The organism is Nostoc piscinale CENA21 (assembly GCF_001298445.1).
GTDB lineage: Bacteria > Cyanobacteriota > Cyanobacteriia > Cyanobacteriales > Nostocaceae > Nostoc_B > Nostoc_B piscinale_A.
The window spans coordinates 3,711,658-3,737,398 of record NZ_CP012036.1; the positions used below are offsets into that span (position 1 = coordinate 3,711,658).

The 25,741-nt window shown below is 41.7% G+C and carries 23 protein-coding genes and 4 pseudogenes; 13 read left to right on the forward strand and 14 right to left on the reverse strand.

Annotated elements, in window-relative coordinates; all coding sequences use genetic code 11:
- Positions 1-131: 131 nt before the first annotated feature.
- The 5 genes from lpxA to purC all read right to left on the reverse strand — a co-directional run bounded on the left by lpxA (position 132) and on the right by purC (position 6,094).
- Positions 132-950, reverse strand: coding sequence for an acyl-ACP--UDP-N-acetylglucosamine O-acyltransferase (lpxA, locus tag ACX27_RS16075; RefSeq protein WP_062294312.1), 819 nt, complete (start codon positions 948-950; stop codon positions 132-134).
- 291 nt (positions 951-1,241) lie between these two features.
- Positions 1,242-1,766 (reverse strand): 3-hydroxyacyl-ACP dehydratase FabZ, encoded by a 525-nt coding sequence (fabZ, locus tag ACX27_RS16080; protein WP_062294314.1) that lies wholly within the window; start codon positions 1,764-1,766, stop codon positions 1,242-1,244.
- A gap of 57 nt (positions 1,767-1,823) precedes the next feature.
- Entirely contained in the window at positions 1,824-2,693 is an 870-nt protein-coding gene (gene lpxC, locus ACX27_RS16085; protein ID WP_062294316.1) for a UDP-3-O-acyl-N-acetylglucosamine deacetylase, read from the reverse strand.
- Between the two features lie 139 nt (positions 2,694-2,832).
- Positions 2,833-5,247, reverse strand: a complete 2,415-nt coding sequence (locus tag ACX27_RS16090) for a BamA/TamA family outer membrane protein (RefSeq protein WP_062294318.1) — start codon at positions 5,245-5,247, stop codon at positions 2,833-2,835.
- A 109-nt stretch (positions 5,248-5,356) separates the two neighbouring features.
- Positions 5,357-6,094, reverse strand: a complete 738-nt coding sequence (gene purC, locus ACX27_RS16095) for a phosphoribosylaminoimidazolesuccinocarboxamide synthase (RefSeq protein WP_062294319.1) — start codon at positions 6,092-6,094, stop codon at positions 5,357-5,359.
- A 927-nt stretch (positions 6,095-7,021) separates the two neighbouring features.
- On the opposite strand from purC, the gene ACX27_RS16100 reads away from it, so the two are divergent.
- The gene (locus tag ACX27_RS16100; RefSeq protein WP_083468755.1) at positions 7,022-7,297 is read left to right on the forward strand and encodes a DUF7219 family protein; all 276 of its coding nucleotides are present in this window, start codon (positions 7,022-7,024) and stop codon (positions 7,295-7,297) included.
- Positions 7,298-7,423: 126 nt separating this feature from the next.
- On the opposite strand, the pseudogene ACX27_RS16105 reads toward ACX27_RS16100, so the two are convergent.
- The 3 genes and pseudogenes from ACX27_RS16105 to ACX27_RS16115 all read right to left on the reverse strand — a co-directional run bounded on the left by ACX27_RS16105 (position 7,424) and on the right by ACX27_RS16115 (position 11,764).
- A pseudogene (locus ACX27_RS16105) lies at positions 7,424-10,031 on the reverse strand (GAF domain-containing protein).
- A 207-nt stretch (positions 10,032-10,238) separates the two neighbouring features.
- Entirely contained in the window at positions 10,239-11,375 is a 1,137-nt protein-coding gene (locus ACX27_RS16110; RefSeq protein ID WP_062294323.1) for a glycosyltransferase family 4 protein, read from the reverse strand.
- Positions 11,376-11,533: 158 nt separating this feature from the next.
- Complete coding sequence (locus ACX27_RS16115) at positions 11,534-11,764, reverse strand: AbrB/MazE/SpoVT family DNA-binding domain-containing protein (protein ID WP_062294325.1); 231 nt, start codon at positions 11,762-11,764, stop codon at positions 11,534-11,536.
- A gap of 159 nt (positions 11,765-11,923) precedes the next feature.
- Between ACX27_RS16115 and ACX27_RS16120 the strand changes: the two are divergent.
- A pseudogene (locus tag ACX27_RS16120) lies at positions 11,924-12,549 on the forward strand (Uma2 family endonuclease).
- A 135-nt stretch (positions 12,550-12,684) separates the two neighbouring features.
- Here ACX27_RS16120 and ACX27_RS16125 read toward each other — a convergent pair.
- The gene (locus ACX27_RS16125; RefSeq protein WP_062294327.1) at positions 12,685-13,839 is read right to left on the reverse strand and encodes an NAD-dependent epimerase/dehydratase family protein; all 1,155 of its coding nucleotides are present in this window, start codon (positions 13,837-13,839) and stop codon (positions 12,685-12,687) included.
- A gap of 148 nt (positions 13,840-13,987) precedes the next feature.
- Entirely contained in the window at positions 13,988-14,521 is a 534-nt protein-coding gene (locus ACX27_RS16130) for a hypothetical protein (RefSeq protein WP_062294328.1), read from the reverse strand.
- Between the two features lie 250 nt (positions 14,522-14,771).
- Between ACX27_RS16130 and ACX27_RS16135 the strand changes: the two genes are divergently transcribed.
- From ACX27_RS16135 to ACX27_RS32455, 5 genes and pseudogenes are all read left to right on the forward strand, one after another.
- Positions 14,772-15,125, forward strand: a complete 354-nt coding sequence (locus ACX27_RS16135; protein WP_062294330.1) for a slr0373 family blue light stress response protein — start codon at positions 14,772-14,774, stop codon at positions 15,123-15,125.
- A gap of 86 nt (positions 15,126-15,211) precedes the next feature.
- Positions 15,212-16,727 (forward strand): annotated as a pseudogene (gene ycf46, locus ACX27_RS16140) (stress-responsive protein Ycf46).
- 138 nt (positions 16,728-16,865) lie between these two features.
- Entirely contained in the window at positions 16,866-17,216 is a 351-nt protein-coding gene (locus ACX27_RS16145; protein ID WP_015113818.1) for a DUF1257 domain-containing protein, read from the forward strand.
- A 275-nt stretch (positions 17,217-17,491) separates the two neighbouring features.
- Positions 17,492-17,965 carry a hemerythrin domain-containing protein gene (locus ACX27_RS16150; RefSeq protein WP_062294331.1) on the forward strand — a complete coding sequence of 158 codons (474 nt, stop codon included), beginning with the start codon at positions 17,492-17,494 and terminating at the stop codon, positions 17,963-17,965.
- Between the two features lie 269 nt (positions 17,966-18,234).
- Positions 18,235-18,480, forward strand: coding sequence for a hypothetical protein (locus ACX27_RS32455; RefSeq protein WP_158507391.1), 246 nt, complete (start codon positions 18,235-18,237; stop codon positions 18,478-18,480).
- Between the two features lie 130 nt (positions 18,481-18,610).
- Here ACX27_RS32455 and ACX27_RS16155 read toward each other — a convergent pair whose 3' ends face one another.
- Positions 18,611-18,919 carry a hypothetical protein gene (locus ACX27_RS16155; RefSeq protein WP_062294333.1) on the reverse strand — a complete coding sequence of 103 codons (309 nt, stop codon included), beginning with the start codon at positions 18,917-18,919 and terminating at the stop codon, positions 18,611-18,613.
- A gap of 227 nt (positions 18,920-19,146) precedes the next feature.
- Between ACX27_RS16155 and ACX27_RS16160 the strand changes: the two are divergent.
- Positions 19,147-19,366: pseudogene (locus ACX27_RS16160) on the forward strand (hypothetical protein).
- A 156-nt stretch (positions 19,367-19,522) separates the two neighbouring features.
- Here ACX27_RS16160 and ACX27_RS16165 read toward each other — a convergent pair.
- Entirely contained in the window at positions 19,523-20,983 is a 1,461-nt protein-coding gene (locus ACX27_RS16165) for an ATP-binding protein (protein WP_062294335.1), read from the reverse strand.
- Positions 20,980-21,663 carry a response regulator transcription factor gene (locus ACX27_RS16170; RefSeq protein ID WP_062294337.1) on the reverse strand — a complete coding sequence of 228 codons (684 nt, stop codon included), beginning with the start codon at positions 21,661-21,663 and terminating at the stop codon, positions 20,980-20,982. The genes ACX27_RS16165 and ACX27_RS16170 overlap by 4 nt, the downstream gene beginning before the upstream one ends.
- Before the next feature lie 632 nt (positions 21,664-22,295).
- Here ACX27_RS16170 and ACX27_RS16175 point away from each other — a divergent pair.
- From ACX27_RS16175 to ACX27_RS30965, 5 genes are all read left to right on the forward strand, one after another.
- On the forward strand, positions 22,296-23,051 hold the full coding sequence (locus ACX27_RS16175; RefSeq protein WP_062294339.1) for an intradiol ring-cleavage dioxygenase: 756 nt from the start codon (positions 22,296-22,298) through the stop codon (positions 23,049-23,051).
- A gap of 117 nt (positions 23,052-23,168) precedes the next feature.
- Positions 23,169-23,498 carry a hypothetical protein gene (locus ACX27_RS16180; RefSeq protein WP_235526232.1) on the forward strand — a complete coding sequence of 110 codons (330 nt, stop codon included), beginning with the start codon at positions 23,169-23,171 and terminating at the stop codon, positions 23,496-23,498.
- 9 nt (positions 23,499-23,507) lie between these two features.
- Entirely contained in the window at positions 23,508-23,669 is a 162-nt protein-coding gene (locus tag ACX27_RS33920; protein ID WP_235526233.1) for a hypothetical protein, read from the forward strand.
- A 439-nt stretch (positions 23,670-24,108) separates the two neighbouring features.
- The gene (locus ACX27_RS16185) at positions 24,109-24,360 is read left to right on the forward strand and encodes a hypothetical protein (protein ID WP_062294341.1); all 252 of its coding nucleotides are present in this window, start codon (positions 24,109-24,111) and stop codon (positions 24,358-24,360) included.
- A 302-nt stretch (positions 24,361-24,662) separates the two neighbouring features.
- Positions 24,663-24,956 (forward strand): hypothetical protein, encoded by a 294-nt coding sequence (locus ACX27_RS30965; protein ID WP_083468756.1) that lies wholly within the window; start codon positions 24,663-24,665, stop codon positions 24,954-24,956.
- Between the two features lie 132 nt (positions 24,957-25,088).
- Here the strand turns inward: ACX27_RS30965 and ACX27_RS16190 are convergent, their stop codons facing one another.
- Positions 25,089-25,451, reverse strand: a complete 363-nt coding sequence (locus ACX27_RS16190; protein WP_062294343.1) for a KGG domain-containing protein — start codon at positions 25,449-25,451, stop codon at positions 25,089-25,091.
- Positions 25,452-25,741 lie beyond the last annotated feature (290 nt).

Sequence of the window (25,741 nt, forward strand, 5' to 3'; positions counted from 1 at the left end):
TTTCAGACGGATGAGGGTATTTTGGCAGGGTGAATTTTAGGAACAGTAACATTTGTCATCATAACTCCTGCCTTCTGCCTCCTGCCTCCTGCCTTCTGCCATACATTCACCCCTAATTTCTCTGATATAACTTAAGACTCATCACTCTTGCCTGCTTTTCCTTTACCTGGAATCAAGCCACGTCTTCCTGGCATTTGAGACAGGAGTATAAAGCGGCGCAAATGTTGCAGTTCTTCTGTATCTCCTAGCAGTTCTAACTGTTCTAATGCTTCTTTAAAAGCCAAGTTAGAACGATAGAGAATGCGAAAGGCTTTTTTGAGAGTTTGCAGGTCACTGGCTGACATTCCAGAACGCTTTAGCCCCACCAAATTCAGGGTTCTGACCCGTACCGGATTACCTTCCACTAGCATATATGGCGGCACATCCCGGTCAATGCGAGACATCCCACCCACCATTGAGTGTCTACCAATATGAACAAATTGATGAACTCCCAAAACGCCGCCTAATCTGGCGCGAGACTCGATATGCACATGACCTGCTAAAGCTACCGAGTTGGGAATAATTACATGATCTTCAATGACGCAGTTATGCGCCACATGCACATAAGCCATCAGCAAATTATTACTGCCAATGATTGTGGCTTCTCCCTCACCTGTGGCACGGTTGACAGTGACATACTCTCGAATTACGTTGTCGTCACCGATTCTGACCCAGGTTGGTTCTCCTACAAATTTGAGATCCTGGGGTTCCATACCGATAGCTGCACCTGGAAAAATCTGATTTCGCGCCCCAATTTCGCAAGGCCCTTCTAGCACTACATGAGCGCCAATAATTGTTTCTGGGCCAACTTTGACATGCGCTCCAATCACAGCATAGGCACCAACTTGCACTGTAGGGTGGAGTTCCGCTTTAGGATGAACTACCGCCGTTGGATGAATAAGAGTCTTCAAGGGTGAATCTCCAGAACTGTCGTGAGAAACCAGTGCGTTAATCGCAGCTGGCGTTGCTGAGTTGTGATAACTTCAGCAATCGAAAGTGTCGGGCAAAGCAAGTTAAGTGTGAGGGCAGCGAAAATCAAGAAATTTTCAAATACTGTGTGGACAGTTGTTAATCTGTGATGCTTGTTTAGATTTGAGCCTCAGTATATAACAATAGCCAAGCCAGTTATGACATTGTAATAACTGGTTTTATACTCAGCATGTTGCCATATCACGGTTGTACCAAGACACTCAAACAAGTTGTTAACCAACTAAAGAAAACATCAATTCGCCTTCAGCAGCGAGTTGTCCGTCAACTTCGGCCCGAGCTTGCATCTTCCCAAACCGACGTTGTTTGATACATAACAGTTCCACTGTCATAATCAGTTGATCTCCAGGGACAACTTGACGGCGAAAACGGGCTTTATCAATGCCAGCAAATACAAACAGTCCACCTGCGTTGTATTCTGGTAGTTGTGTTAGCACAATTCCACCGACTTGTGCCATTGCTTCGACAATTAGCACACCTGGCATGAGTGGTCTACCTGGGAAGTGACCTTGAAATTGAGGTTCGTTAATAGTAACATTTTTAACGCCTACAGCCACTTTTCCTGGTACATAGTCAATAATTTTGTCTACCAGTAGAAATGGGTAGCGATGGGGAAGCAACTGCTGAATTTCTTCGGATGTAAAGGTTTTTTTCACTTCCGGTGCAGTTGGAGTTTGGGTAGTATCAGATGAGGATGCGATCGCATCGCTACTATTTACTTCTGCAAGAATTGACGACATTGGCAGTTTGTGTGACTTTGACTGTGAAAATTAAAAGTGGAATGGCGTTGAAACCCCTCAGATTTTGTCAGTGGGATTTTGCTGTGCCGCTAAAATCCTTTGAGCGAGTTGAATATGTAAATTGTGGCTGGCTTTATACGCTAAGAAATGAGCTTGGGGAAAAATTCCTAATAAACTCAAATCTCCTACTAAGTCCAACATCTTATGACGGACTGGCTCATTTGCAAATCTTAATGGCGGATTTAACCATCCTTCAGAGCCGCAAACCAGTGCATTGTCTAAGCTGCCACCTTTAATTAATCCAGCCTGTTGTAAGTATTCTATTTGATGTAATAAACCAAAAGTACGAGCAGGCGCAATTTCCGCCGCAAAGCTAGCAGCAGCATCACCCACATCAGCCGCTAATAACCAACTGTGCCATTGATTGCCAATTGCAGGTAAATCAAAATCAATCCCATAGCTAAAGCGGGTTTCGGCGGCTGGGATAGCACAGACAAAGGCATCGTTTTGATAAATCCAGATTGGTTCTGCAAGAACCCATTTATCTGAGTTGTCATCTGCTGTTTGCGGTTGTAAGCCAACTTGAGCAACACTAGCTGCCCAAATTTGGGCTGAACCATCCAATAGCGGCACTTCTGGCCCATCAATTTCAATGCGGGCATTATTTACACCCATACTGGCCAATGTTGCTAACAAATGTTCGACTGTCCGAACAGATGCTTCACCTTTACCCAATTGAGTTGACAGTACAGTTTCATTGACTGCGGCAATTTGAGCAGGAATAATTGGCAAATCTGGCAAATCTACTCGCACAAAATAGCGCCCGCTATTAGCTGGGGCTGGTAATATCCGCACATTAGTAGTAATACCACTATGCAGTCCGACTCCTGTTTGGCAGATTTCCCCGGCGATGGTGTGCTGTTGCATCGGCGAAAATTTAATACACCTTAATAAATAGTCAAGGGTCGAGGGTCAAAGAGTCAATAGTTCTTTGTCAATAGTTCTTAGTCATTTGTGAATCTGTACTGATGAACAAAGGACTAAGGACAAATGACTCTTGACAAATTTAAAATCTTTCCCCAATGCCGAAGTTAATGCGGCTATCACCATCATCGTTGATACCGTAGTCGATGCGAATTGGCCCCAATGGTGATTGCACGCGCACACCCAGACCATAACCATAGCCAGTACCATTTTTGTTGAGAACATCCGCTGCCCTAGTATTGGTGCCTAAGTCAGTGCCAAAATCAACAAAGGCTGCACCGCTCACGATGGAAAATACCGGGAAACGATACTCTAAAGTTGCTTGCACGTAACTGCGGCTGCTGGCTAGTGTACCTTCTTCATAGCCACGCACAGAGTTACTACCGCCTAAAGTAAAGGCTTCGTAGGGAGGTAAATCACCGAGGATAGTACCGCCTTGAATGTTAAAAGCGAGAGTTTGTGCGCCTTTGGAAAAGTTCAGGAGTTTTACGGGGATGTATTGGCTATAACTACCCCGTAGTCTAGTGAGTAAAATATTGCCTTCGCCTATGGGTAATGATTGATCAAGCCCGAAACGCAGGAACGAACCACTAGTAGGTTGTAAGGCATTATTACGACGATCGCGCTGTGTACCTAGTTGTAATAATACTAAGTCGTCTTGACCTGTACCAGAGAAGCTTAAGGGAATTAATTCTCCAGGTTGGCCATTGTCGTCGTACACTGTACCAAATCTTCTGAGATTCCCATCAGCGTCACGGGTGGAAACTCGCTGATATTGCAACCCAGCCGAAGCTGTCCATTCTGCTCGTTCGTAGGGATTATTAGATAAAGGACGGGTAAAGGTGACACCACCACCTAACCGCAGCACACGGGGGCGATCGCCATCTGTATCTCCGGCTCTAAAAGTTTCTACGTTGTTCTCATCTCCTTCAAACACCAAGGAAATGGAACTGCGGCGAAAAATGTTGGCTGTGTAGGAGGTGCGGTAAGGATCACCGGCAATCCAGGGGTCGGTGTAGCGTAAATCAAATAGTAATTCCCTAGTTCCCACTTGGACTTCTGCACCTAATTTTTGGTTTCTGCCGTTGAGGTTTTGCTGTTGATAGCTGACTGTACCAAACAATCCACTGGCAGAACTAATACCAGCACCAGCTGCGATCGAACCGCTACTACGTTCTGCCACATTAATTACCACATCAACTTTGCTGGGGTCAGTACCAGGGTCTAGGGAAACATTTACATCTTCAAATAATCCTAGTCCATATACCCGCTGTAGGTCTTTTTGTACTGTATTGCGGTTAAATACTTGTCCAGGTTTTAATTCTACTTCTCGTGTAATAATATACTCTTGTGTCCGTCCACGAATTGGTCTACCTTGGTCGTCTGTTTCTTGACCTTCTTTGTTACGGAACCGGACTTTAATATTTTCGACTACACCTTCGGCAACTTGTAGCGTGACAACTCCATTTTCCGAAACTTGGGGCGCACCAATCACATTGGCTAACACATAACCTTGGTCTTGATAGCGTTTGGTTAAGGTTTTAATCCCTTCTTGCAAGTCTCGTAAGTTGAGGATTTTACCATACTGATCTTTAAAAACTTCATCCGCCGTACTTGCTGGCAGAACTGAAGCAACACCAGTCCCAGGATTAGCTTCGACTTGCACTTTTGTGAGTACAGGGTTGGGCTGGACAATAAAGCTGACTCGCACGCCCAAGGGGGTATCTTCTGGTAAAGCTTGGACGTTAGAAAAGAAGCCTGTCCCAAAAATCGAATTAATATCTTCTTGTAATTGGGTACGGGTAGTTGTCCGTCCTGGTTGAGTCCGAATGACTTGATAAACTCGATCTTCTAGTTCTGGTGGTAATTGTCCTGTTTGGGGTCTGACAACTACTTCTGACACCAATACCCTTGGTTCTGTTGATTCGGTAGCGCCATTTGGTTGGGTATTCCCTGGAGATGTGGGAAATGCTGGTTCGATGGTTGGGGGGGTGAGTATTCGTCCGGGCTGGGGATTTTGGGGAGATGCCGGTTCGATGGTTGGGGGGGTGGTATTTTCCGGCTGGGGATTTTGGGGAGATGCCGGTTCGATGATTGGTGGGGTGGTATTTTCTGGAGATGCAGGTTGTGTTGCTGGAGTCGAACTATCAGGAATGGTGTTGGGCTGTTGAGTATCAGAATTGGGGATTGTTTCTGGCGTTTGGGCAATTGTTGGGACTATTACCTGTGCTTTTGCATCTGATTGTGTTGGCAAAATGGTCACAGATTTTGGTTGAGTATCTTTGAGTGCCTTAGCCTCTGGGGAGGCGATCGCAGTTTGTAAACTTTCCCTCTCTGAACCTAGCCCTGCGTCCTTCTCTTGTGGCTGCTTTGTAGCGGGTTTTAAAATTTTCGCTGTGGGTTGTAAATCTTCCGCAGTTTGGGCATTCGCTCTGAAAGAACCACTTAATGGCGCTGCAATTGCTACAGCTGCTACTAATATAGGAGATAAACGCATTTTATATTCCTCTTCACTTCCGCACACAATCACACACTAGTTATTAGTCATTAGTCATTGGTCATTTGTCCTTTGTCAAGACCAATAACCAATGACAAGGTACATCAGTTTAATTTTTACTGTCTACTGTTTGCAGCACTCGCTGTAAAACTTCTTGGTACGCATCTTCTACATTGCCTAAATCTCGGCGGAAGCGGTCTTTATCCAGTACGCGGCGGTTGGGGTCAGTTTCTGTAGTGTCCCACAAACGACAGGTATCAGGACTAATCTCATCTGCCAGGAGTATCTGCTGTTGTGAATCCAAGCCAAATTCTAGTTTGAAGTCTACTAAGGTAATGCCACATTGCTGCCAAAAGCTCCGCAGAAACTCGTTGATTTGCAATGCTAGATTCTTAATTAGGTCTACTTGTTCCTCTGTAGCTAATTCCATTAAGAGTAGGCGATCGCGTGTCAATAACGGGTCTCCTAATTGATCATTTTTGTAATAAAACTCTACCAAGGGCTGTTTTAACACTGTACCCACTGGTAAACCTGTTTGTTGACTCAAGCTACCAGCTGCAATATTTCTCACCACTACTTCTAAGGGTAAAATTTTCACCGCCTTAACCCGCATTTGATTGGGGGACGGGCTGTCAATAAAATGGGTTTTAATTCCTTGGGCTTCCAACTGTTTAAATAACTGGCTAGCAATACTACAGTTAATTTTTCCCTTACCGATGATACTGCCACGCTTTTGGGCATTAAACGCAGTCGCATCATCTTTAAAATCAGCCAGCAAGATTTCTGGATTATCTGTTGTATAGAGTATTTTTGCTTTGCCTTCGTAGAGCTTGGAATGAACAGACATGGTAGGAGGTAAACTTTTCAGCAATGGGAGACTTGTGTCCTTTCGGGCTTAACCATTTTATCTTTAGTTCACAAAAATTCGCTAATTAATCGTCAGTGCATAATGAAAAAATGAAACACATATCAGACTCTTCTTGAATTGCGGAAAACAACAGCACACCCGAAAAATGCTCTTTCTTACTCTCTACTCTCCATCTGCACAGATACCGCAAAATTCCGGAACCACAAGCCAGAATTCAGCATGAAAATAGGCTCTCTACTAACTTTGAGAATTAAATTCTGTGTTTCATTGACTGACAATCTGCTGTAAATTCATCAATTATGAAATGAAATTTCAGGGTTTTCAACAGTATCCTGATATAAAATTGATTCCTCCTTTACCCGTAAATCTTGTGACTGTAAAACAACGGCATAAAATCGGTTTATACCTGTGATTGAGCGGGATAAAAGCAGCCATTAGAGAATTAAATTTTACTGGTCAGCAGCAGTAGGTTACAGTAAATATGAATTACCTAATGCTGAACCTCATATATATAATATATAACCTCTAGTAGAGGTAAATTTGCCAAGAAATTACTAAAATCTGATTGTAGATTTTTTTACTCAAAAACCGTTTTTTCTCCTAAGACATATAAAGTATAAACTATGACTAAGTAAATAACTGTTGAAAATTTTGATTGGTATTTAATACCAAAAAATGTCAATTAATAAATGGCACAAGGGTACACTATTAGCAATTACTGCACAAAGATAAATGCCAATCAAGCCTTTTTGCTTTTAGCAGCAAGATATAACAATTTTACTTGACTTCTAAATTCCCTATTGAGGTAGAAAGGAAGAAGTAAGTAGGTAATTCATAGAAAAATTGCTATACGTGCATAACTCATGGCTTGAGTTCAGATATTAAAACAATAATGGAGTTTAACAAGTGGAGCAGAAGAGAGTGGACAAAGATGATTTTATTTACCCTAAAGGCCGCTATTATGGGCAAGTTAAACCCGAAAACTTAGTATTTAATGCTAATCTTCAGGAATTTGCGAATAAAGTTAGTTATGTTTGTAGCTTAGAAACAGGTGGAAAAATCCCGCCAGAAGATGCTTACGAACAAATTAAAGCTTTGTGGAAACAGCTAAAACAAAGTAAAAAACAACTCAAGATTGGCGAAAATCCTTTTAGAGATGAAGGTGGAGAAGCTGAAGAATGAGATAAAAACACAGTTAAACAATATAGTAAAAAGCAAAACTTATTTACTTGATATTGCCGTGACTGCTTACCAGAATTTCACTTATTCAGAAACATCAAAAAGCTTTTGTAATTATAGGTAAAAAATTTATTTGCTCACAATTGTCCAAACACCATCCCAGGAATCTGGCGGTGGTGTTCGGTGATAATTTTGGGCGCGTTCTAAATGAATTTCTACGGCTTGGTCTTTGGGGCGGAGGTGTTTTGCTGCGGTAAAGTTGGCGATCGCACCAGCAAAATCCTTTGCTAAATAAGCAGCCCGTCCGTTATGATAGTGAAACAAAAATTCTTGGGTATCAGCATCTAAAGGCTTGTGGCGATCGCCAATTAACTCATAGATATTCACAGCTTGGTTTTTACCCTTAACGCGAATTTTATCTAACTCCCGCACCCAAATGCGATCGCTGCAAAGTTGATAAGTAAATTCGCTCAAAATAATATCACAGCCATATTCTTTCGTGACGGCTTCTAACCGGGCGCTTAAGTTCACACTATCGCCAATTACGGTGTAATCCATACGTTTGTGAGAGCCAATATTACCAGAAACAACTTCCCCAGAACTAATCCCAATCCCGATGCGAATTTGGGGTTGTTCCTGAATAATTCGGCGTTGGTTAAATTCTTCTAGACGTTGGCGCATATCTAACGCTGATTGTACCGCTTGCCAAGCATGGTTTTCTGTAATTGGTAGGGGCGCACCAAACACAGCCATTAAAGCATCGCCAATAAATTTATCTAAAGTGCCTTCGTAATTAAAAACCGCTTCCACCATTGTTTCAAAATACTGGTTCAACAACGATACAACTTCGGCTGCGCCCAAATTTTCCGTCAAAGTAGTGTAGCCACGAATATCAGAAAATAAGACAGTCACATCCTTGCGTTCACCCACCATCAAAGCATCTTCACCCAAAGCCATGACTTGTTCGGCGACATGGGGAGTTAGGTAACGATACATTGTGGTTTTCAGGCGTTTTTCTTGGCTAATGTCTTCTAAAACCACCAAACCGCCTCTCACTCCTCCTTCGGGGTTGGTAAGGGGATTAACCGTCAAATTTATACTACGTTCTAATTGTTCTACTTGATTAGCTGGGATTAATTGGGATGGAGGAGTTAACAGTAAATTCCAGGGAATGAAAAAATCAGAGTTGTTGCGATCGCGGACTGTTAAAATTAACTGATGAGTTGCGCCTGATTGCAAAGTTGAATCTTGATTGTCACTATTTACTCGCCCGTCTAAAGTCAGTGCTTGATATAGCCCCACCATCAAACTTTGTTCTGGAACATAATGTCTAGCGCCCGATGTCAAACTGTCTTCTAAGCGCATTTGTAAATTTTCAATGGGTACTACTTCCCAAACAAAGCGACCGATTAAATTTTGTTCCCACAATAATTTATTGCTTTTGTTATTAGCATCACCTAAAGGACAACCTAATAACTCTAAAGCTGCATCATTAATTGTCACAATTCGACCAATCATATCAGTCGAAATTACAGCATCAGATAGACTTTGCAAAATGTCTTTTTGATACTGTTTTTCTAGCAGGACATTTTCAAACAACCGCGCATTTTCTAATGCTATGCCTGCCTGAATATTAAAAGCCCGCATAAACTCTTCATCAGAAGCAGTAAAACTGCCTTTTTGCTTATTAATTAGCTGCGTTACTCCTATTAATTCATTAGCAGAATTAAACACTGGCAAACATAAAATATTCCGCGTTACATAGCCAGTTTTTCTATCTGTACTGGGGTCAAAACGCGGGTCTTTATAAGCATCAGGAATATTTAATGCGTCCCCTGTAGATGCTACATAACCCGCAATTCCCCGATTTGCTGGCATCCGAATTTCGATAAAGTCTGTTGTCGACGCTGCGGCTGCAACCTTAGTCCAAAGTTCACCCATTTCTTTGCGATATAAAAACAGCGTACTGCGGTCTGCTTGCATCAAAATTCGGGCTTGTTCCATGACTATTTGCAAAGTTGCTTCTAAATCTAAACTCTGCCCCAATGTTTGAGTTGCCCTTAATAATGCTGTTGCGCCTCGTTGATTGCGGGCTGCTACATAGAAAGATTGACAAGTTTCTAAAATAATCCCAATAGAAGCTGCGAAATCTCGAAAACACTCTTCATCTTCATGATTAAAGGGAATGTTGCCTTCTTTATTTACCAGTTGCACAACAGCAACAGTTTGACCTTTGCTACTGACAACAGGCATACATAAAATATTCCGAATTTTGTAGCCCATTTGTTTTTCTAAATCTGGACTAAATAAAGGATGCGTCGCAGTTTCCGCAATATTCAAATATTGGCCTGTACTCGCCACATGCCCAGGAATACCAACATTAATTGGTGTTCTAATTTCTAAGAACCTTTGACTATTATCTTGGGGAACTTTTGACCAGAGTTGACCTTTATCATAGTCAACTAAAAAAAATTGCTGTGTGTTCCGCTTGCAAAATTTGACCAATTTTCAAAGTGATGGCTTCTAGTACCTTCTCCAACATTGTTTCTAGAGCTTCATTATTGATTAATTCAATCGCTCTGAGAAATTGTTGGAACTCAGCAGTGATAAAGTCGAGCAGACAAACAAATTCGTTAACAGAAAGGTCTTTGACACGACGCAGTAAGGCGTGGGTGCGATTAACTTGTGTGAGTTCAGTTAATGTAGCCAAGACGCTACCAGGGTTGGGAAGAGTCATGGAATTTTAGATTTTAGATTTTATAGCAAGAAGCAGGAAGCAGGAGGTAAAATTTTTAGACTACAAAAAAACCTTTTTATATCGTCCAATTGGGTTTAAGTCTCCCACCAAATCCAATATTTTTCCAGTCTTTTATCAGAGGCTGGTCGAAATACCTCTCTCATCTAGCCTCCTTCCTGCCTCCTGCCTTTTCACTCCTGCCTGTATTTAAACTGCTGCTGTTGGCTGTTTTACTGAGACTATTTTTTGATAGTAATCTTGCAGCTGGCGTGTGGCCGCTGCCCATCCCCATTTTTCTGCTTCTTTACGAGCATTTTGACGAATGATATCTCGTTCTTGTTGATTTTCCAAGAGGCGGATTGTAGCAGAAATCGCATCTTGAATATCTGCTTTGGGGTCAAAAAGATATCCATTCACACCATCTGTAACTATATCAGGGATGCCGCCAGAACGAGCAGCAACCACCGGACAACCAGCGGCCATTGCTTCTAATAAGACTAACCCCAAAGTTTCTGTACGGGAAGGAAAGATAAAAGCATCAGCACTCGCAAAGGCAGAACCTAACTCCCGTCCCATGAGATAGCCAACAAAATGTGTGTTTGTTCCAGTAAAGTGTTTTTCTAGGGCTTGGCGATGGGGGCCATCACCAACTAAGGCTAATCGTGCTTGGGGAATTGCTTCTAAAATTGGTTTAATGCGTTCAATTTCTTTTTCGGCAGATAAGCGCCCAACATAAAGTAATAAGGGACTTTCAGGATTGTTTTGAGAAAGATGCGATCGCATCTCTAAACTGGCTAAATCAGGATGAAATAATTCTGTATCTACGCCCCTTTGCCACAAGTCTACTCTTTCAATGCCGTGTGATGATAATTCCTTCATCATGGCTGTAGAAGTACAAAGATTTAACAATGCTTGATTATGTGCGCCTTTAAGCAACTCCCATAATAATCCCTCTAACATTCCTAAACCGTAATGCTGGAGATATTGCGGTAAGTGGGTATGGTAAGAAGCTACTAAGGGAATTTTCAAAACTTTGCTATAAAAAATGCCTGATAATCCTAGAACCGCAGGGTTTACAACGTGAATCACATCTGGCTGGAATTCTTCTAAAGCATAACCAATGGCTGGGCGGGGTAGTGCCATTTTTAACTCTGGATACAGAGGCAAGGGAAAGCCACTAACGCCGTAAACTTTCGCTCCTTTATGTTCCGTGATTCCACCCTCTGGGGCAATCACTAAAACTTGATTTCCATGACGCTGTAGATGGTCAACTGTATGGCGTAGACGTGTGACTATGCCATCTACTTTCGGCAAAAAGGTTTCGGTGAATAGGGCTATTCTCATACAAAAAATTATTCAGTCCACGCAGGTAATCTCAACTGCTGTTGAATTTCGAGTGCTACAACAGAGTAAACTGTTTCTCGTAGCGGAATCAATTGTGTATGGCGAGAAATATTGAGTGCTGAGTAAGGGCGTAGCGACTTTTGGGTTTCGTCCTCAATTCAACATCTAAAATGTCCCCAATCTACTTCATCGTGCTGCCTGTCTGGAGTGATATCTTGCAGCAGTTGATCAAGAGTGTACTTGGGTTTTGCTGGAGAGAGAATGATTTTATTTCCCTCGGTGGAAATGGCAACTAAGTCTCCTTGTTTTAATCCCATCTGTTGAATAATTGTTTGCGGGAGTCTGATTCCCAGAGAGTTACCCCAGATGCTGATTTTTTGGGTGACCATTATTGAGAATGATGATTTGGTGTTTATACATTGAGTATACTGCTGACTGGGTTGGATTTTTGGCGATGGAATGCACCCTACAAGATCAGGCGATTGCCCAAGTCATATTGCGTTCTTAGTGATAATAGTTTCAGAGGTAACTATTCACGAGGTCTGATTGTGGTCTTTGCTCATTCCACCACCCCAGATATAATTAAAAATCGCTTCACATTAGACGAGTATCGGGCAATGGAAGAAACCCATCCAGAACGCCATGAATACCGCAATGGAGAGATTATTACAATGTCAGGAGGTTCGGAAGCCCACAGTGCGTAGACGCGAAGCGGCTTGTCGTCAGACATCGCCAGCAACTTATTAATTTACTTGGGATTTTTGCTGAGAGATAGCGATTTTCGTTTGTATAACAGCGATTTGCGCGTTGGATTCCTGAATATCAGTGTGGTACTTATACTGATTTGATGGTTGTGAATGGTCAACCAGAGTTCAATGAAAATCGCAATGATGAAATTCTCAATCCTTTACTGATTGTCAAAGTTTTATCGCCCTCTACTGAGGCTTACGATCGCGGTGAAAAGTTCCGCAAATATCGCTCTCTGTCCAGCTTTCGTGAATATCTGCTGGTGAGTCAAACTGAACCCTGCATTGAACACTATCACAACCTTGAGCATCAAAGTAGCGATCGCTGGCAATGGCAAGTTTACTCCCACGTTGAACAGACTATCTTTCTCTACAGTTTAAATGTAGAAATTCCCCTAACTGAAATCTATCGTCGTATTAATTTTTAAGCATTTCTGGACGATAGGCTTAATAAACTACAACTGTCTGGTCGCCATACTGCGCTAGTATATGACGACCAGTTTGAGGCCAGGGAGAGATTTAATTGAGATAAGATTCCGTCACCAACCTCATACAGTTTTGACCTAATTTCTATGCCAAGAAACTTTCGGCAAAATTTGTTTTTTATCAACTCGTTGCTGATACTTAACTGCAAAATTTAACAGCGAATCAAGTAACGAGTCTGAGAGGTAGTGAGGTTGTAAGCCGAGGTCAAGCAGTTTGGTATTTTTGGCGTTGAAGTAATGTTCTTCTTTTTCAACTCTGGGGTTATCTATGTTGTTGATGTCAACATTTAATCCCAAAGCGTTACCTGCTTTTTTCACCATCAACGCCAAGTCACCCACACTAAATAGTTCGGTAAATTGGTTGAAGACGCGGAATTCTCCAGGTTCAGCAGGATTAGCGATCGCTAATTCCATACAGCGGACTGTATCACGAATATCTAAGAATCCGCGAGTTTGTCCACCTTTACCATATACCGTTAAAGGATGACCAATGGCAGCTTGAATACAAAAGCGGTTCAACGCTGTCCCAAATACACCATCGTAATCTAGGCGATTAATCAACAGTTCGTCCATTCCCGTTTCTTCGGTTAAGACTCCATACACAACGCCTTGATTTAAGTCTGTTGCACGCAATCCCCAAATCCGACAAGCAAAGTGGATATTGTGGCTATCATGCACTTTACTTAAGTGGTACATTGAGCCAGGTTGCTTGGGATAAGGTAAGGTATCCTTGCGCCCATTGTGTTCAATGGTGATATACCCTTCTTCAATATCGATGTTGGGTGTACCATATTCACCCATTGTTCCCAACTTGACTAAGTGGCAGTCGGGGAAGTCTTCGCGCATGGCATACAGCAAGTTGAGTGTGCCAACTACGTTATTGACTTGGGTGAGAACTGCATGTTCGCGGTCAATCATGGAGAATGGCGCGGAACGCTGTTCGCCAAAATGCACGATCGCATTTGGTTCAAATTGATGTAAAGTTTTTTGCAGAAATTCGTAATTAGTAATATCGCCTACGAATAGGTCGATAGATTTGCCGGTCAAATCTTGCCAGCGCTGGATACGTTGCTGAATCGGTGCGATCGGCGTTAGAGTTGCGATACCAAGTTCGTTATCCCAGTGCCGACGCACCAAACTATCTAAAATTCCAACTTCGTAACCTCGATTGGAGAGGTAAAGTGCGGTTGCCCAACCGCAATACCCATCGCCACCAATAACCAGGACTTTCATTTTCACCAGTTTTTACTCGCTGATAGCTAAATCTATCAGGTTTCTGTACCCCATCAACCATCAAAAGTAGTGATTGTCATTACTCATTTGTCATTAGTCATTGGTCATCTGTCAAAAGGCACAACCTTTTAGGATTTCATACTTCATTTCACTCAGCACTCAGCACTTTCAACTCAGCACTCTTTACCTGATATTGCTGGGCTATGTAATAAAACAAGGGGTAATAGTTGGAAAACTCTTGGCTGGGGCTTTTTCCCCGCCAGTAATAGGTAACTTTACCTTGAGTTAAGGTCAATTTCATCGAACCTTCTTGCTGACCAACTTCTACTAATAAAACCCCAGATACTCCTTGTGTAGTCTGAAAGTTAGACTGGATGGCATTTTTGGGATCTGGTGAAAGATTGCTAGCCCAGCCTCTAATTTCCACATTTTGACTGCGTGGTGAAACTAAAACAACACCATCATCGTTATCGGGAGTTGATAACACAGTCCAATTGCTGGGATAGGGAAATTCAAAGCCATAACGGGAATTTTTATAAGTCTGCCATTGAGTGTCAGAAACCCTAAAAGGTTGGCTGCATCCTGATAACAAAAACGATAAAGCGATCGCACTCGCCACTTTTTGATGTTTTGTATAAATACTTTTCCATTTACTACTAGTTTTTACTGAAAAAATAAACATAATAATGAGTTTATACAATTACTGTAAACCTTTATTTTTATCGAGTTTATTCCAGCTTTTATCTAATATTTAACTGCTATTTAAGCTAATTTTTTCTTTGTTTTAAATATAACTTAGCCTACTTTAATAGTCACAAAATAGTGTAAATAAATGTAACAAAATTGCCGTCAAAACGTTTTACCAGCTTGACAAGCAATCAAAGAGCCGATAACGTGATATACATACCCGGGTAAGACCGCCAAAGAGTTATATGCAAACGCAAACTAAGCAAAAGGTTACTTTTTATATATCGCCAGAACTGCACAAAAGGTTGAAGATCCGTTCAGCAATTGATTCTGAGCCAATGTCAGAGCTTGCCGAACGCGCCCTCTACTTTTACTTGGCGAATCCAGAATTAGTAGAAGAAATAGAAGCTTCTGCTTATGGGAGAACTCACAGAGTTTATTCCTGTCCGACTTGCGAAAGTTCACTTGCGTTACGTGATGGGGAATTAGTTGCTTTAGGTCATCAGCCTGGATTGATTGGTCAAGAGACTATTTCCATTGATGAAATTGAAGAAGTGCCAACCCATCCCAAGAGTGAAGAGGAGTTAGTCCCTTGCTAGATAAGAATTATGAATAAGTGATTCATAATTCAGTAATTGTTACAAGTCTGTTCTTTACAGTATTAGGTCTCAAGTAGGTCGATTGTATGAAAGAAGAGCTCAACATCTTAATTCAAGCTCAATACCCTCTAATCTACCTTGTGACCTCCGAGGAAGAGCGAGCAGAGCAATCAATTTCCACAATCGCTCAAGTGTTAAAACCCCAACGCCGAGTTTATGTATGGACAGTAACTCATGGCATCGTGGAATACGGTCAACCCCGGAATGGAAGCCAACACAACACAGTTTCCCCAGAGGCGGCAATTGATTGGATAATTCGGCAAAAAGAGCCTGGTATATTTATTCTTAAAGATTTACACCCATTTATTGATGCACCTGCGACAACAAGATCGTTGCGAGATGCGATCGCTAGTTTTAAAGGGCAACAAAAAAAATATTATTTTAATGTCGCCGATGCACCAAGTCCCCATAGAATTGGAAAAGGAAGTAGTAGTATTAGACTTCCAACTTCCAGATATGGCGGAGTTGAATAAAGTTTTAACTTCCCATTTAGATCACTATCGTGGGCGACGGTTGACAACAGAAGCACGCGAAAAACTACTCAGAGCAGCTTTAGGTTTAACCAAAGATGAATCTGAGAAAGTGTATCGCAAAGCCCAAGTCACCACCGGACGGCTGACAGAAGAAGAAGTTGATATAGTTTTATCAGAGAAAAAGCAACTGATCCGCCGCAATGGCATCTTAGAATATATCGAAGAAGATGAAACCATTGATGCTGTAGGTGGCTTAGAAGAATTAAAGAAATGGCTGAAGCAACGCTCTAATGCTTTTACCGAAAGAGCAAGAGAGTATGGTTTACCCCAACCCAAAGGGATGCTAATTTTAGGAGTACCTGGTTGTGGTAAGTCATTGATAGCCAAAACAACATCCCGACTTTGGGGTTTACCGTTGTTGCGCTTGGATATGGGGCGCGTATACGACGGCTCAATGGTGGGACGAAGTGAGGCAAATCTGCGTAACGCCCTCAAAACAGCAGAATCAATCTCTCCAGCGATTCTGTTTATTGACGAGTTAGATAAATCCTTTGCTGGTAGTGCTGGTTCTGGTGACTCCGACGGCGGCACATCAAGCAGGATATTTGGGTCTTTCCTCACATGGATGCAAGAGAAAAAATCTCCAGTGTTTGTCATGGCTACAGCCAACCGAGTTGAACGCTTACCTGGGGAATTCTTGAGGAAAGGTCGATTTGATGAAATTTTCTTTGTGGATCTGCCTACACCAGAAGAACGGCGTGATATCTTCAATATTCACCTAAGCAAGCGCCGTCGTGAAGACATCTCCCGCTTTGATTTAGAGCAACTAGCCAAGATGTCGGATGGCTTTTCTGGGGCAGAAATTGAACAAGCGATTATTGCGGCAATGTATGAAGCCTTTGCCCAAGACCGTGAGTTCACCCAACTAGATATTATTGCGGCACTGAAAGCAACCTTGCCACTGTCTCGCACGATGCAAGAACAGGTAACAGCCCTTAGAGACTGGGCTAGACAGCGAGCAAGACCAGCCGCATCCTCCGTTGCTGAATATCAGCGAATGGAGTTCTAAAAGCTTTCCCTGCTAACCCAGGGGAAAGGCTAGTTGAACAAACTAGCAGTTAAGAGAAAAAGCCGCGTCTTGTTCAGTGCGGCTTGCCGATGATAAACCGTTGTTCTTTTCTCAATCTTCTCATTGGAGGAAACCCAAATGTCTCACTTTAGCACTCTTCGCACCAAAATCACCGATGCAGAAATCCTCAAAGCTTCTTTACGCGACTTGGGTATTACCGTAAAGACAGAAGCAGATGTACGCGGTTATAACGGTCAGCGTGTACGTTCCGACATCGTTGCTGTTTTGGAAGGCGAATATGATCTCGGCTGGTCTCGCAATAGCGATGGTTCCTTCGACCTCATCGCTGACCTGTGGGGCGTTGCTAAAAAGCACAACCAAACCGAGTTAATCAACTCTATTAATCAAAAATATGCAGTCAACAAGACTTTGGCTGAAGTAAAACAGCGCGGTCTGCAAAACGCTAACGTTAAGTTGGTATTGCAATAGTAATTTCTCTGCGCGTTCCCAAAGCTGCACGGGTTAACCACAATATAGCGGTTAGCCCGCTCTTTTTTGCTTATTATGGGGCTGAGAATCAACTCACGCCGTCTTTTTATGGGTGATAATTTCATACAGAATAAATCATCCAACTAAATACCTTTACACCTCAAGAAAGAGGTTTCACTAGTGTTAATTAGCAACAATTAAAACAGTATTTCTATGAGGAATTAACTCATTTTCTGCGCGTGTTTCAATCAACAATATTGACAAGGTGACACAGCATGGCTAAAACTAAAGCAAAAGATATTCTCTCATTAATTGAAGCAGAACATCGTCAAGTTGAAAAACTGTTTACAGAAGCAGAAAAAGCTAATAAAAACAAGCTCCACGAAATATTTGCTCAGATTTATCTAGCATTAAATTTACACGCTAGAACTGAAGAATTAGTTTTCTATCCAGCATTACGCGAGTATGAGGAAACTGCACAATATATAGAAGAAGCTGAAGAAGAACACGAAGAAGCTGAGATTCTTCTAGAAGAAATTAAAGCACTACAACCAGGCAACGCTGAGTTTAAATCCAAATTGAGTGATTTAAAAGAAGCAGTGCAGCATCATGTAGAAGAAGAAGAAAGTGAAATTTTTGAGGCTGTACGTGGGTGTATCAGTGAAGAGGAATTAATTGAATTAGGGAAAGAATTTCAAGAAGCTAAAGTGAAATTAGAAGCGGATGTGAAAGAAGCGATGGCGCAGTAAAGCCCAATAATAAGGTGTTATGTGCGCTAGTCAATGTAACTAAAAACCCGACACAAAGTTTTGTGTCGGGTTTTTATTTTATTTTGTTTGGGAACTCATCAATCTTTTTTTGAAAAAATTTAGAACTACCCCACAGGGATAAAGCGAAGTTCGGTTCAAGAATATTTGGTTGTAAAAGACCTAAAAACAGAATTTATTAGTCTTGTGGTTTATTAATGAATCGGTGTTCTAGCCCGAACAAATGGAATTCGCACGCCAGATGCTACTCTGTGCGGCTTCTCGCAGAGCGCGTCTACAAGTCAGCAAAGCCGACGACAGTCGCCTCTAATCGAGCCAACGCGTTGCGGAGGTTCCACCTACGCGGACTGATGCAAAATCAAGGATTTAGAACCCGCGCAGGCGGGTTTTGTCTGTGTAGCCGTGACTTCAGTCGCTTGGTGCAAGAATATGTTATCCACAAGATGGCTCGAAATATCAGGTGGAAGACCAAGCAAACTAATAATTTCCTGTTGTAGAGGGTTTAAAGGACGAAAATAGTCAAAGTGATAGTCAACAGTCTGTTGAAACCCGACTGTTATGTTGTAGACATTTCCCACCTGACAATGATTGAAACAGAGCGACAAAACGGATATTGGAAGTTAATTTTTACTTCTTGCCAACATCACGCGCCATCTTGAGGTAATAGTCCTCTACTTTTTTCTGAGAACGACGGCGGCTAAATGAAGGAGTTTCCGAGGTGGTTTTCTGTTCTGTTTTTGCTGGTTCTTCTGAAACTCGCTTGATAGTTTGAGCCGCATCAGATTCCAAATAATAGCCAGAGCTATTAAATCCGAAAACTTTCCCAAAAAAGCCAAAAATACTCCCGAAAAACCCGAAAATAGCCTTGAAAAATACGGAAAAATAACCTTCAAGGCGAATAAAGACATTCCGAAGAATTTGAATTAGACGATCCATAGCAGCACCTCTATGATTGCCTACTGCTATTGTGACTTAATTTCGTCCTAGTTAGGTATTCTCCCAGAGGTATAACTATCAAAGTTTGATGATTAATTTACTAGATGTGTCTTTTGGCAGTTTAGTCAAGACTGAGAAATATTTATTAATATAGTTATAAATCAGTGTCAAAAATCAAAACGTTCTCATTGGCAGATACTGGATTTTCCACCATCGGAGTAGAAGACATGAAAGACCAAAAAACATCCGACTCTAAAGAGTTCGTAGGCAATCTCAAGAATGGGATTTGGCTATTTGGACTCTCTTCTTGGGTCTTTGGCATTACCGATCGCAGTATCGCTTCTTTTGCAGATGGTTATCTGTCTGCTTTGGATTTAACGCAACTATTCACAGCAGCGACATTTTTTTGTAGCATGGCTATTTTTAAAACCCACATCCAAGGTTTAAGACGGTTAATTTGTAATTATTTGGTTTAGTTGGTCGCTGATTTTATCAAGCTAATAAATACTTCCGAGGTAGAACGTTTTCTTTATAGCAAAGTGCTGAGTATCAACATCAGATGATTTCTGTGAAATCATTCTTCATTCTCTGCGTGAGTCCTATTCAAGATGATGCACTTGGTAAAGTGAGAGTAAACCCTGTTTGACCAGAAGTTACAGAATCTAGGGCTAGTTCACCACGGTGCGCTCGGACAATTTCACGGGCGAGGCTGAGTCCTAGTCCAATACCTTCTACTTTCCGGGTGCGGGCTGGATCACCACGATAAAAGCGTTCAAACAACCGATCGCGATCGCTGGGTAAAATATCTTTTGATGAATTGGTAACTGTGATTTTGAGAGTTTTTTGGGTTTGATGTGCGTGAATCTTAATCCAGCCATCAGCAAAATTATATTTAATTGCGTTACTAAGCAGATTTTGTAGAACTTGCATAAGTAAATCGCGATCGCCTTTTACCCGCAAATTATCAGGAATATCTGTTTGCAAATTCAATTGAGGAGCCAGCAATTCTACATCTTCAATCATCTCCCATAACAACTCAGACATATTGACATCCACCAGATACAAGCCCATTTTGCCTGCATCTGCCAAAGACAGCAGCAAGAGTTTTCGCATAATTGTACTTAAGCGATGCACTTCATCCAACAAATTGCTTAAACGTTGCTGTACATCACTTCCTGGCTCAACTTGTTGGAGCGATCGCTCTAATTCACCTTGCAAAATAGTTAATGGGGTTTTCAGTTCATGGGCTGCATCTGCACTAAAGCGGGAAGCTTGGGTAAAACTGCGTTCCAGACGTTCTAACATTTGGTTAAACACCTGAATGAGTTCCACAAATTCTAAATCTGTTGTCTCAGTGGGAATACGCTGATCTAAGCCTTGCACTGTTACCCGTTGAATTACGTCCGTTAACTCGTGAATCGGACGCAACGCCCCACCAGAAACAAACCAAGCCCCAGCCGCAACTAGCAATAAAGCGCCCGGAATTAACACCAAGAAAATATAGCGGATACTCGCCATTTCTTGATTCACAGGTTGTAAGCTGACAGCAACCGCCACCTGAGAATTCGGAAATTTCAGCGCACCAATCCGCCAAGTTTCTTTTGCGGTGTGTTCCGTAAAAAATTGTGGTGGAGTTGGGCGCGGTGGTGGTTGTCCTGGCTGATTTGTACCAAAAATTACAGGTCTTCTTTGTCGGGGAATATCTGGCGGTGCAGGTGCTAACTCTAAACGCTTCACCAGTAGATTTTTCACCTCAGTATCCGCAGATAAAGAGTTAAATTCGTAGACTGTTTTACCCTCAGCATTCAGCACCAGTAAAGCGAAGGGCATCTTGGTATTTGTACCCAAGCCAGCAGGTAAAAATTCTGGACGGGGAGGTTCTTTTCCTAGTTCTGGGGGACGATTGGCGCGGAGTAACTGATTTAATAGTTCTGAATCTAAGCGGCTGATTTTGGCATTGTAAATCTGAAACCAGGATATTGCACCAAAACCTACTAAAGTAGTGCCAGCTAAAGCCGCAGATAACAGTGCAATTCGGAGTCGAAACGATCGCAGATGTTTCACGATGGATTCTCTGGTTTGCGAAACCGATAGCCAACGCCGCGAATACTTTCAATCCAATTTGTTTCATCAATCGGTTCAATTTTTTTGCGAATGCGCTGAATACACACATCCACAACATTGGTATTAGGGTTAAAATCGTAACCCCAAATATGTTCTAAGATTTGGGTACGGGTAAAAACTCGTCCAGGAGAGCGCATCAGATATTCCAGCAGATTAAACTCGCGGCTAGTAAGTTCGATGGCGCGTTGATTGCAAGTGACTTCTCGCGTGATGCGATCAAGTTTGATTGAGCCAACCGTGAGTAAATTTTGGCGATCGCCTCCACTCCGTCGCACCACTGCATGAATCCGCGCCGCTAATTCTTCCACAAAAAAAGGTTTAGCAATGTAATCATCGGCTCCCAAGTTTAATCCTGCCAGGCGATCGTCTAATTCATTACGCGCTGTTAACAAAATTACCGGAGCATTCCGTCCTTCTCGCCGCAGTTGTTTAAGAATCGACAGTCCATCTTTTCCTGGCACCATAATGTCAAGAATAATGGCATCGTATTCATTATCAATTGCTCGCAGATATCCTTCATCACCGTTGTCGCAATAGTCTACGACAAATCCTTGCTCCTTCAGTCCAGCCCGGACGAAGTTCGCAATTTTTGCTTCATCTTCGACAAACAGAACGTTCACAAGTCTTCTCTAATTCAAGGATGATTTCATTATAGATTTGTCCTCTTGTTATTAGAATTACAAATCTGTAATTTATACTGCTCTTGTTGCAAATCTTCAGAATTTCGCAAATTACAAAAATGTAATGAAGAAAATAATCTTTCTGTCATTTTGAGGTGACTTAATTATAAATATCAGTTACAGCAATTTTTGAGGTCAGTTTTAATGAATATTCGTAGAGTATTAGCCATAGTAGTAATTCCTTTGATGATTGTAAAATTGGGTTTTGTGGGAACTAATTAGGCAAATGCTGAGGCTCATATTCGTCGTGATGCAGATATTATAGAACAGCCAAGAACGAATAAAAAAAACACAAATTAAACGTCGTCAGATTCTTCAACAAGCGAAAAATAGTTTCCCTCGACGTAATCTTCAAAACCCAAATTCTGAACAAAACTTAAATAGTAAAAATAACAACCAAAAATTGAGATTACGTGGATAGAGAGCAGGGTGCAGAGGGATAAACAATCACTCTCTCAAACCCCTAACTTCGTGTCCTTCCTTGCGGGAAGCCGCTTGCGCGTCTACGTTTTTTCATACTTTTGCGTAAGTTTTGGAATATTTAACCGCCGATGTGCGCCAATAAATTGTTTATGAATAACAAAAATCGTCTATTAAATCGCAGAGAGGCACTTGCTTTATTTAGAGCAGCCGGAACTGCAATATTTGTTGTGGGATGTATACCAAGAAAGTCTGTTTCTACACAAGAACAAATCAGTGCAGTTGTTCCCGTATCATCTACAGTCACGTCTGCAACATCACCTAGTTGTGTTCTCAGTCCACAGCAAACAGAAGGGCCGTATTTTGTGGATGAGAAACTCAATCGCTCTGATATTCGCATTGATCCTACCGATGGTGCAATCAAAGAAGGTGTACCTCTGCAATTAACGCTGCACATTTCTCTGGTTGGAAGTACTGGCTGCACGCCCCTTGCAGGTGCAATGGTCGATATTTGGCACTGTGATGCGTTGGGTGTTTATTCTGACGTGGCAGACCAAAGTTTTAATACTGTGGGCAAAAAGTTCTTGCGCGGTTATCAAGTCACCGACGCGCGAGGGAATGTCCAGTTCACAACTATTTACCCTGGTTGGTATGAAGGTAGAACTGTGCATATCCACTTGAAGGTGCGTACACAAGAGAAATATGAGTTTACATCGCAATTATATTTTGATGATGCGATGAGCGATCGCATTTACACCCAAGCACCTTACGCCAGCAAAGGACAGCGCATCATCAAGAACGCTGATGACGGAATTTTTCAAGATGGTGGCGAACAAATGCTACTCAAGCTGAAAACCAGTGGACAAGGTTACACCGCCTGCTTTGATGTTGGACTGCAAATGGCGTAATTTCAGCAAAAGACCATACACGAAAATTACAAAAATGTAATCCACAATCAGGGCGAACTGTAATTTTTACTCGGTTAAATAAAAAACATCAACAACTTAACTTTCTAGAGGCTAATTATGAAACTCAACCAAGCAGCAGTCGTAGCTACAATTTCAATTCTCGCTGGTACATTCAGTGTATTTTCCTTAAATCAAGTAAATGCAGCTAATCCAGCGTATAAAATTGCTCAAGCTTCTTCACAACCTTCCGACCAACCACCAGAAGGACATCGCCCACCCCGCCCTGACTTTGCCGCCGCTGCCCAGAAGCTGGGTGTGAGTGAACAAAAATTAAAAGAGGCTTTAGGCGTTCCAGCTAATCCTCCTGGGCAAGGCCAAGGTCAACGCCCACCCGCCCCGATTTTGCCGCCGCCGCTCAGAAGTTGGGTGTCAGCGAACAAAAATTAAAAGAAGGCTTTGGGTGTTCCTGCTAATCCTCCCGCTCAAGGTCAGCGTCCGCCCCGCCCCGACTTTGCCGCCGCCGCCCAGAAGTTAGGTGTCAGTGAACAAAAATTAAAAGATGCTTTGGGTGTTCCTGCTAATCCTCCTGAAGAAAATCGTTCTGATGCAAGAAGATAGAGCTAGAAAATTAATTGCAACCATACAGCGATAGAGTTTGTTCTTCAACAATAGAACAGATTCTATCGCCGTTTTTTTAAGAAAAATAGGACTTACGCAAAAAACCTCTTTCCTACTTGCTACTACGCCAGTCGTCTCAAGTCGAGTCAGTGCGTTGCGGTGAGCAGTTTGTTGGGCGGCTTTGCTTACAGATGATTTCAAAAATCCGAACAGATCACTGTATCTAAGAATTGTAAACTTTATTCATAAAAAACTGAGGTTATTACTGAAACTAGGTTGTATAAATATTACGAATAATTGATTAATATTATTTTCCTCACAACATTCTTATATTTCATAACTATCCTCGTAGATGTAGACAGTTATTTGAATGACAAAAGTTAAAGCAAGTGACTGTCTTCATTTTAAAACCCTTTATATCAATTAGTTGTAGAAAAATATGAATTACTGTCCTTGCTGTTCGGAAGTACTTTTACAACATGTGCGTGGTTCGGAAATCACCTGGTTTTGTCGCCACTGTTGGCAAGATATGCCTGTATTAAGTTGTCAGCGTCCTAGTGTGTTAGAAGAAGTTATCAGAGAAGAAATACCTAGTAACCCTGAACGGACAGAAAATCTTCCTGTTACAAGTTACGTCAGTACATACAAAAAAATCACTGGGTGGATAGGCGTTAAAGATGCACTAAGTTAACGCGATATTTTGCGCGTCTTTTTACTACACCCTTAAATTCAGCCTCACCTTGTATCTGCTCACAAACACATTTTATGAGCCTTATATAGCAAGGTTTTTAGCCAAATAAGAAAAATGTGTTTGTTAAATGACAGCCTTAACTAGTTAGCTTTATTTGTAACAACCTACTTCCTCAAATTTTTTCGCATTAAGTGTAATTACTGTTTTATCTATTTTCTCCCCGCTACAAAATATGATCATAGAATCTGCAAAACTAATAATTCATTAACAAAAACTTGCATAGCGGAAGTCAGGAATGAATTATGAATCAAATGCCAGTAACTGTAACGTTATTCATTACTTATCTTTTGATGACCTGCTATTTTTTCGGCAACTGGCTGAGATTCTCTCTACGTCATCCAGCATCTTCTCCAGAAGAGAAATTTTTGTCTTTGCTTGTATCTTTAATTACAACTATATTTTGGCCTTTGGTAATTCCTATATCTTGTTGGCAAATATTCAAGAAACGTAAGTTAGAGTTCAACCATTTAATTCCTGTGATCTTAGTAATATTTGCTTTTAGTATTTCTTATTACCTGACTTATGTTTATCAATAAAATTTTCAAAGAGTGAAGGGGGATAAGGGTACAAGCATTCAAAACCTTTATACCCCTTCACCCAGTCCTAACAGACAAGCTTTGTGAGTTAGTCCTGATCCCTAGACCCATGTCAACAGACATCAATTCCGATTATTTATCCTTATTGGTGTTCTTGTGACTTTGGCGACCAGCTTCAGCGTGCTGCTCTCTACTCCCGCCTTGAGTGCCTTTTGATTCAGTATCGTCGGAATCTTCAATATCGTCAGCGTTATCTTTTTGTTTTTTGCGACCGCCACCGTGAGACTGTTTTCCACCTTCACGACCAATTTCGGCCATGTGTTCTCTATCTTTACTGACGGTTTCGCCTCCTTTACGTCCAGCTTCACGCGCTTCTTCAGAAGTAAATTCGTGAGCGGTACCTTTTTCATGAGCAGCGTGTCCACCCTTGCTGGCGATTTCGCGTTGCTTATCTTCATCCATAGAAGCAAAGCCACGTTTACTGGTATCTGACATAATATTGCTCCTGGTCATGAACTATAGTTTTTGACTTTTACAGTCCGTAAAAACTTTTAGCTGATTCACGTTCTCAATTTAGCTATCTAAAAAGCAGCTTTCATTGGCCGTAGGAGAGAATCATGCCAGACTAAACCCCAACTTCCGATATATAACCTCAGCACGACTTGATCCATTTTCGCGGAGACACAGTATTAAGACTGGGTGTAGAGGTTTTGAATACTTAAATATTTTCCCAAACTCTTTATTTTTCGTATTCATCCGTCAGTTGTGACTAGAAAAAGCGCCAC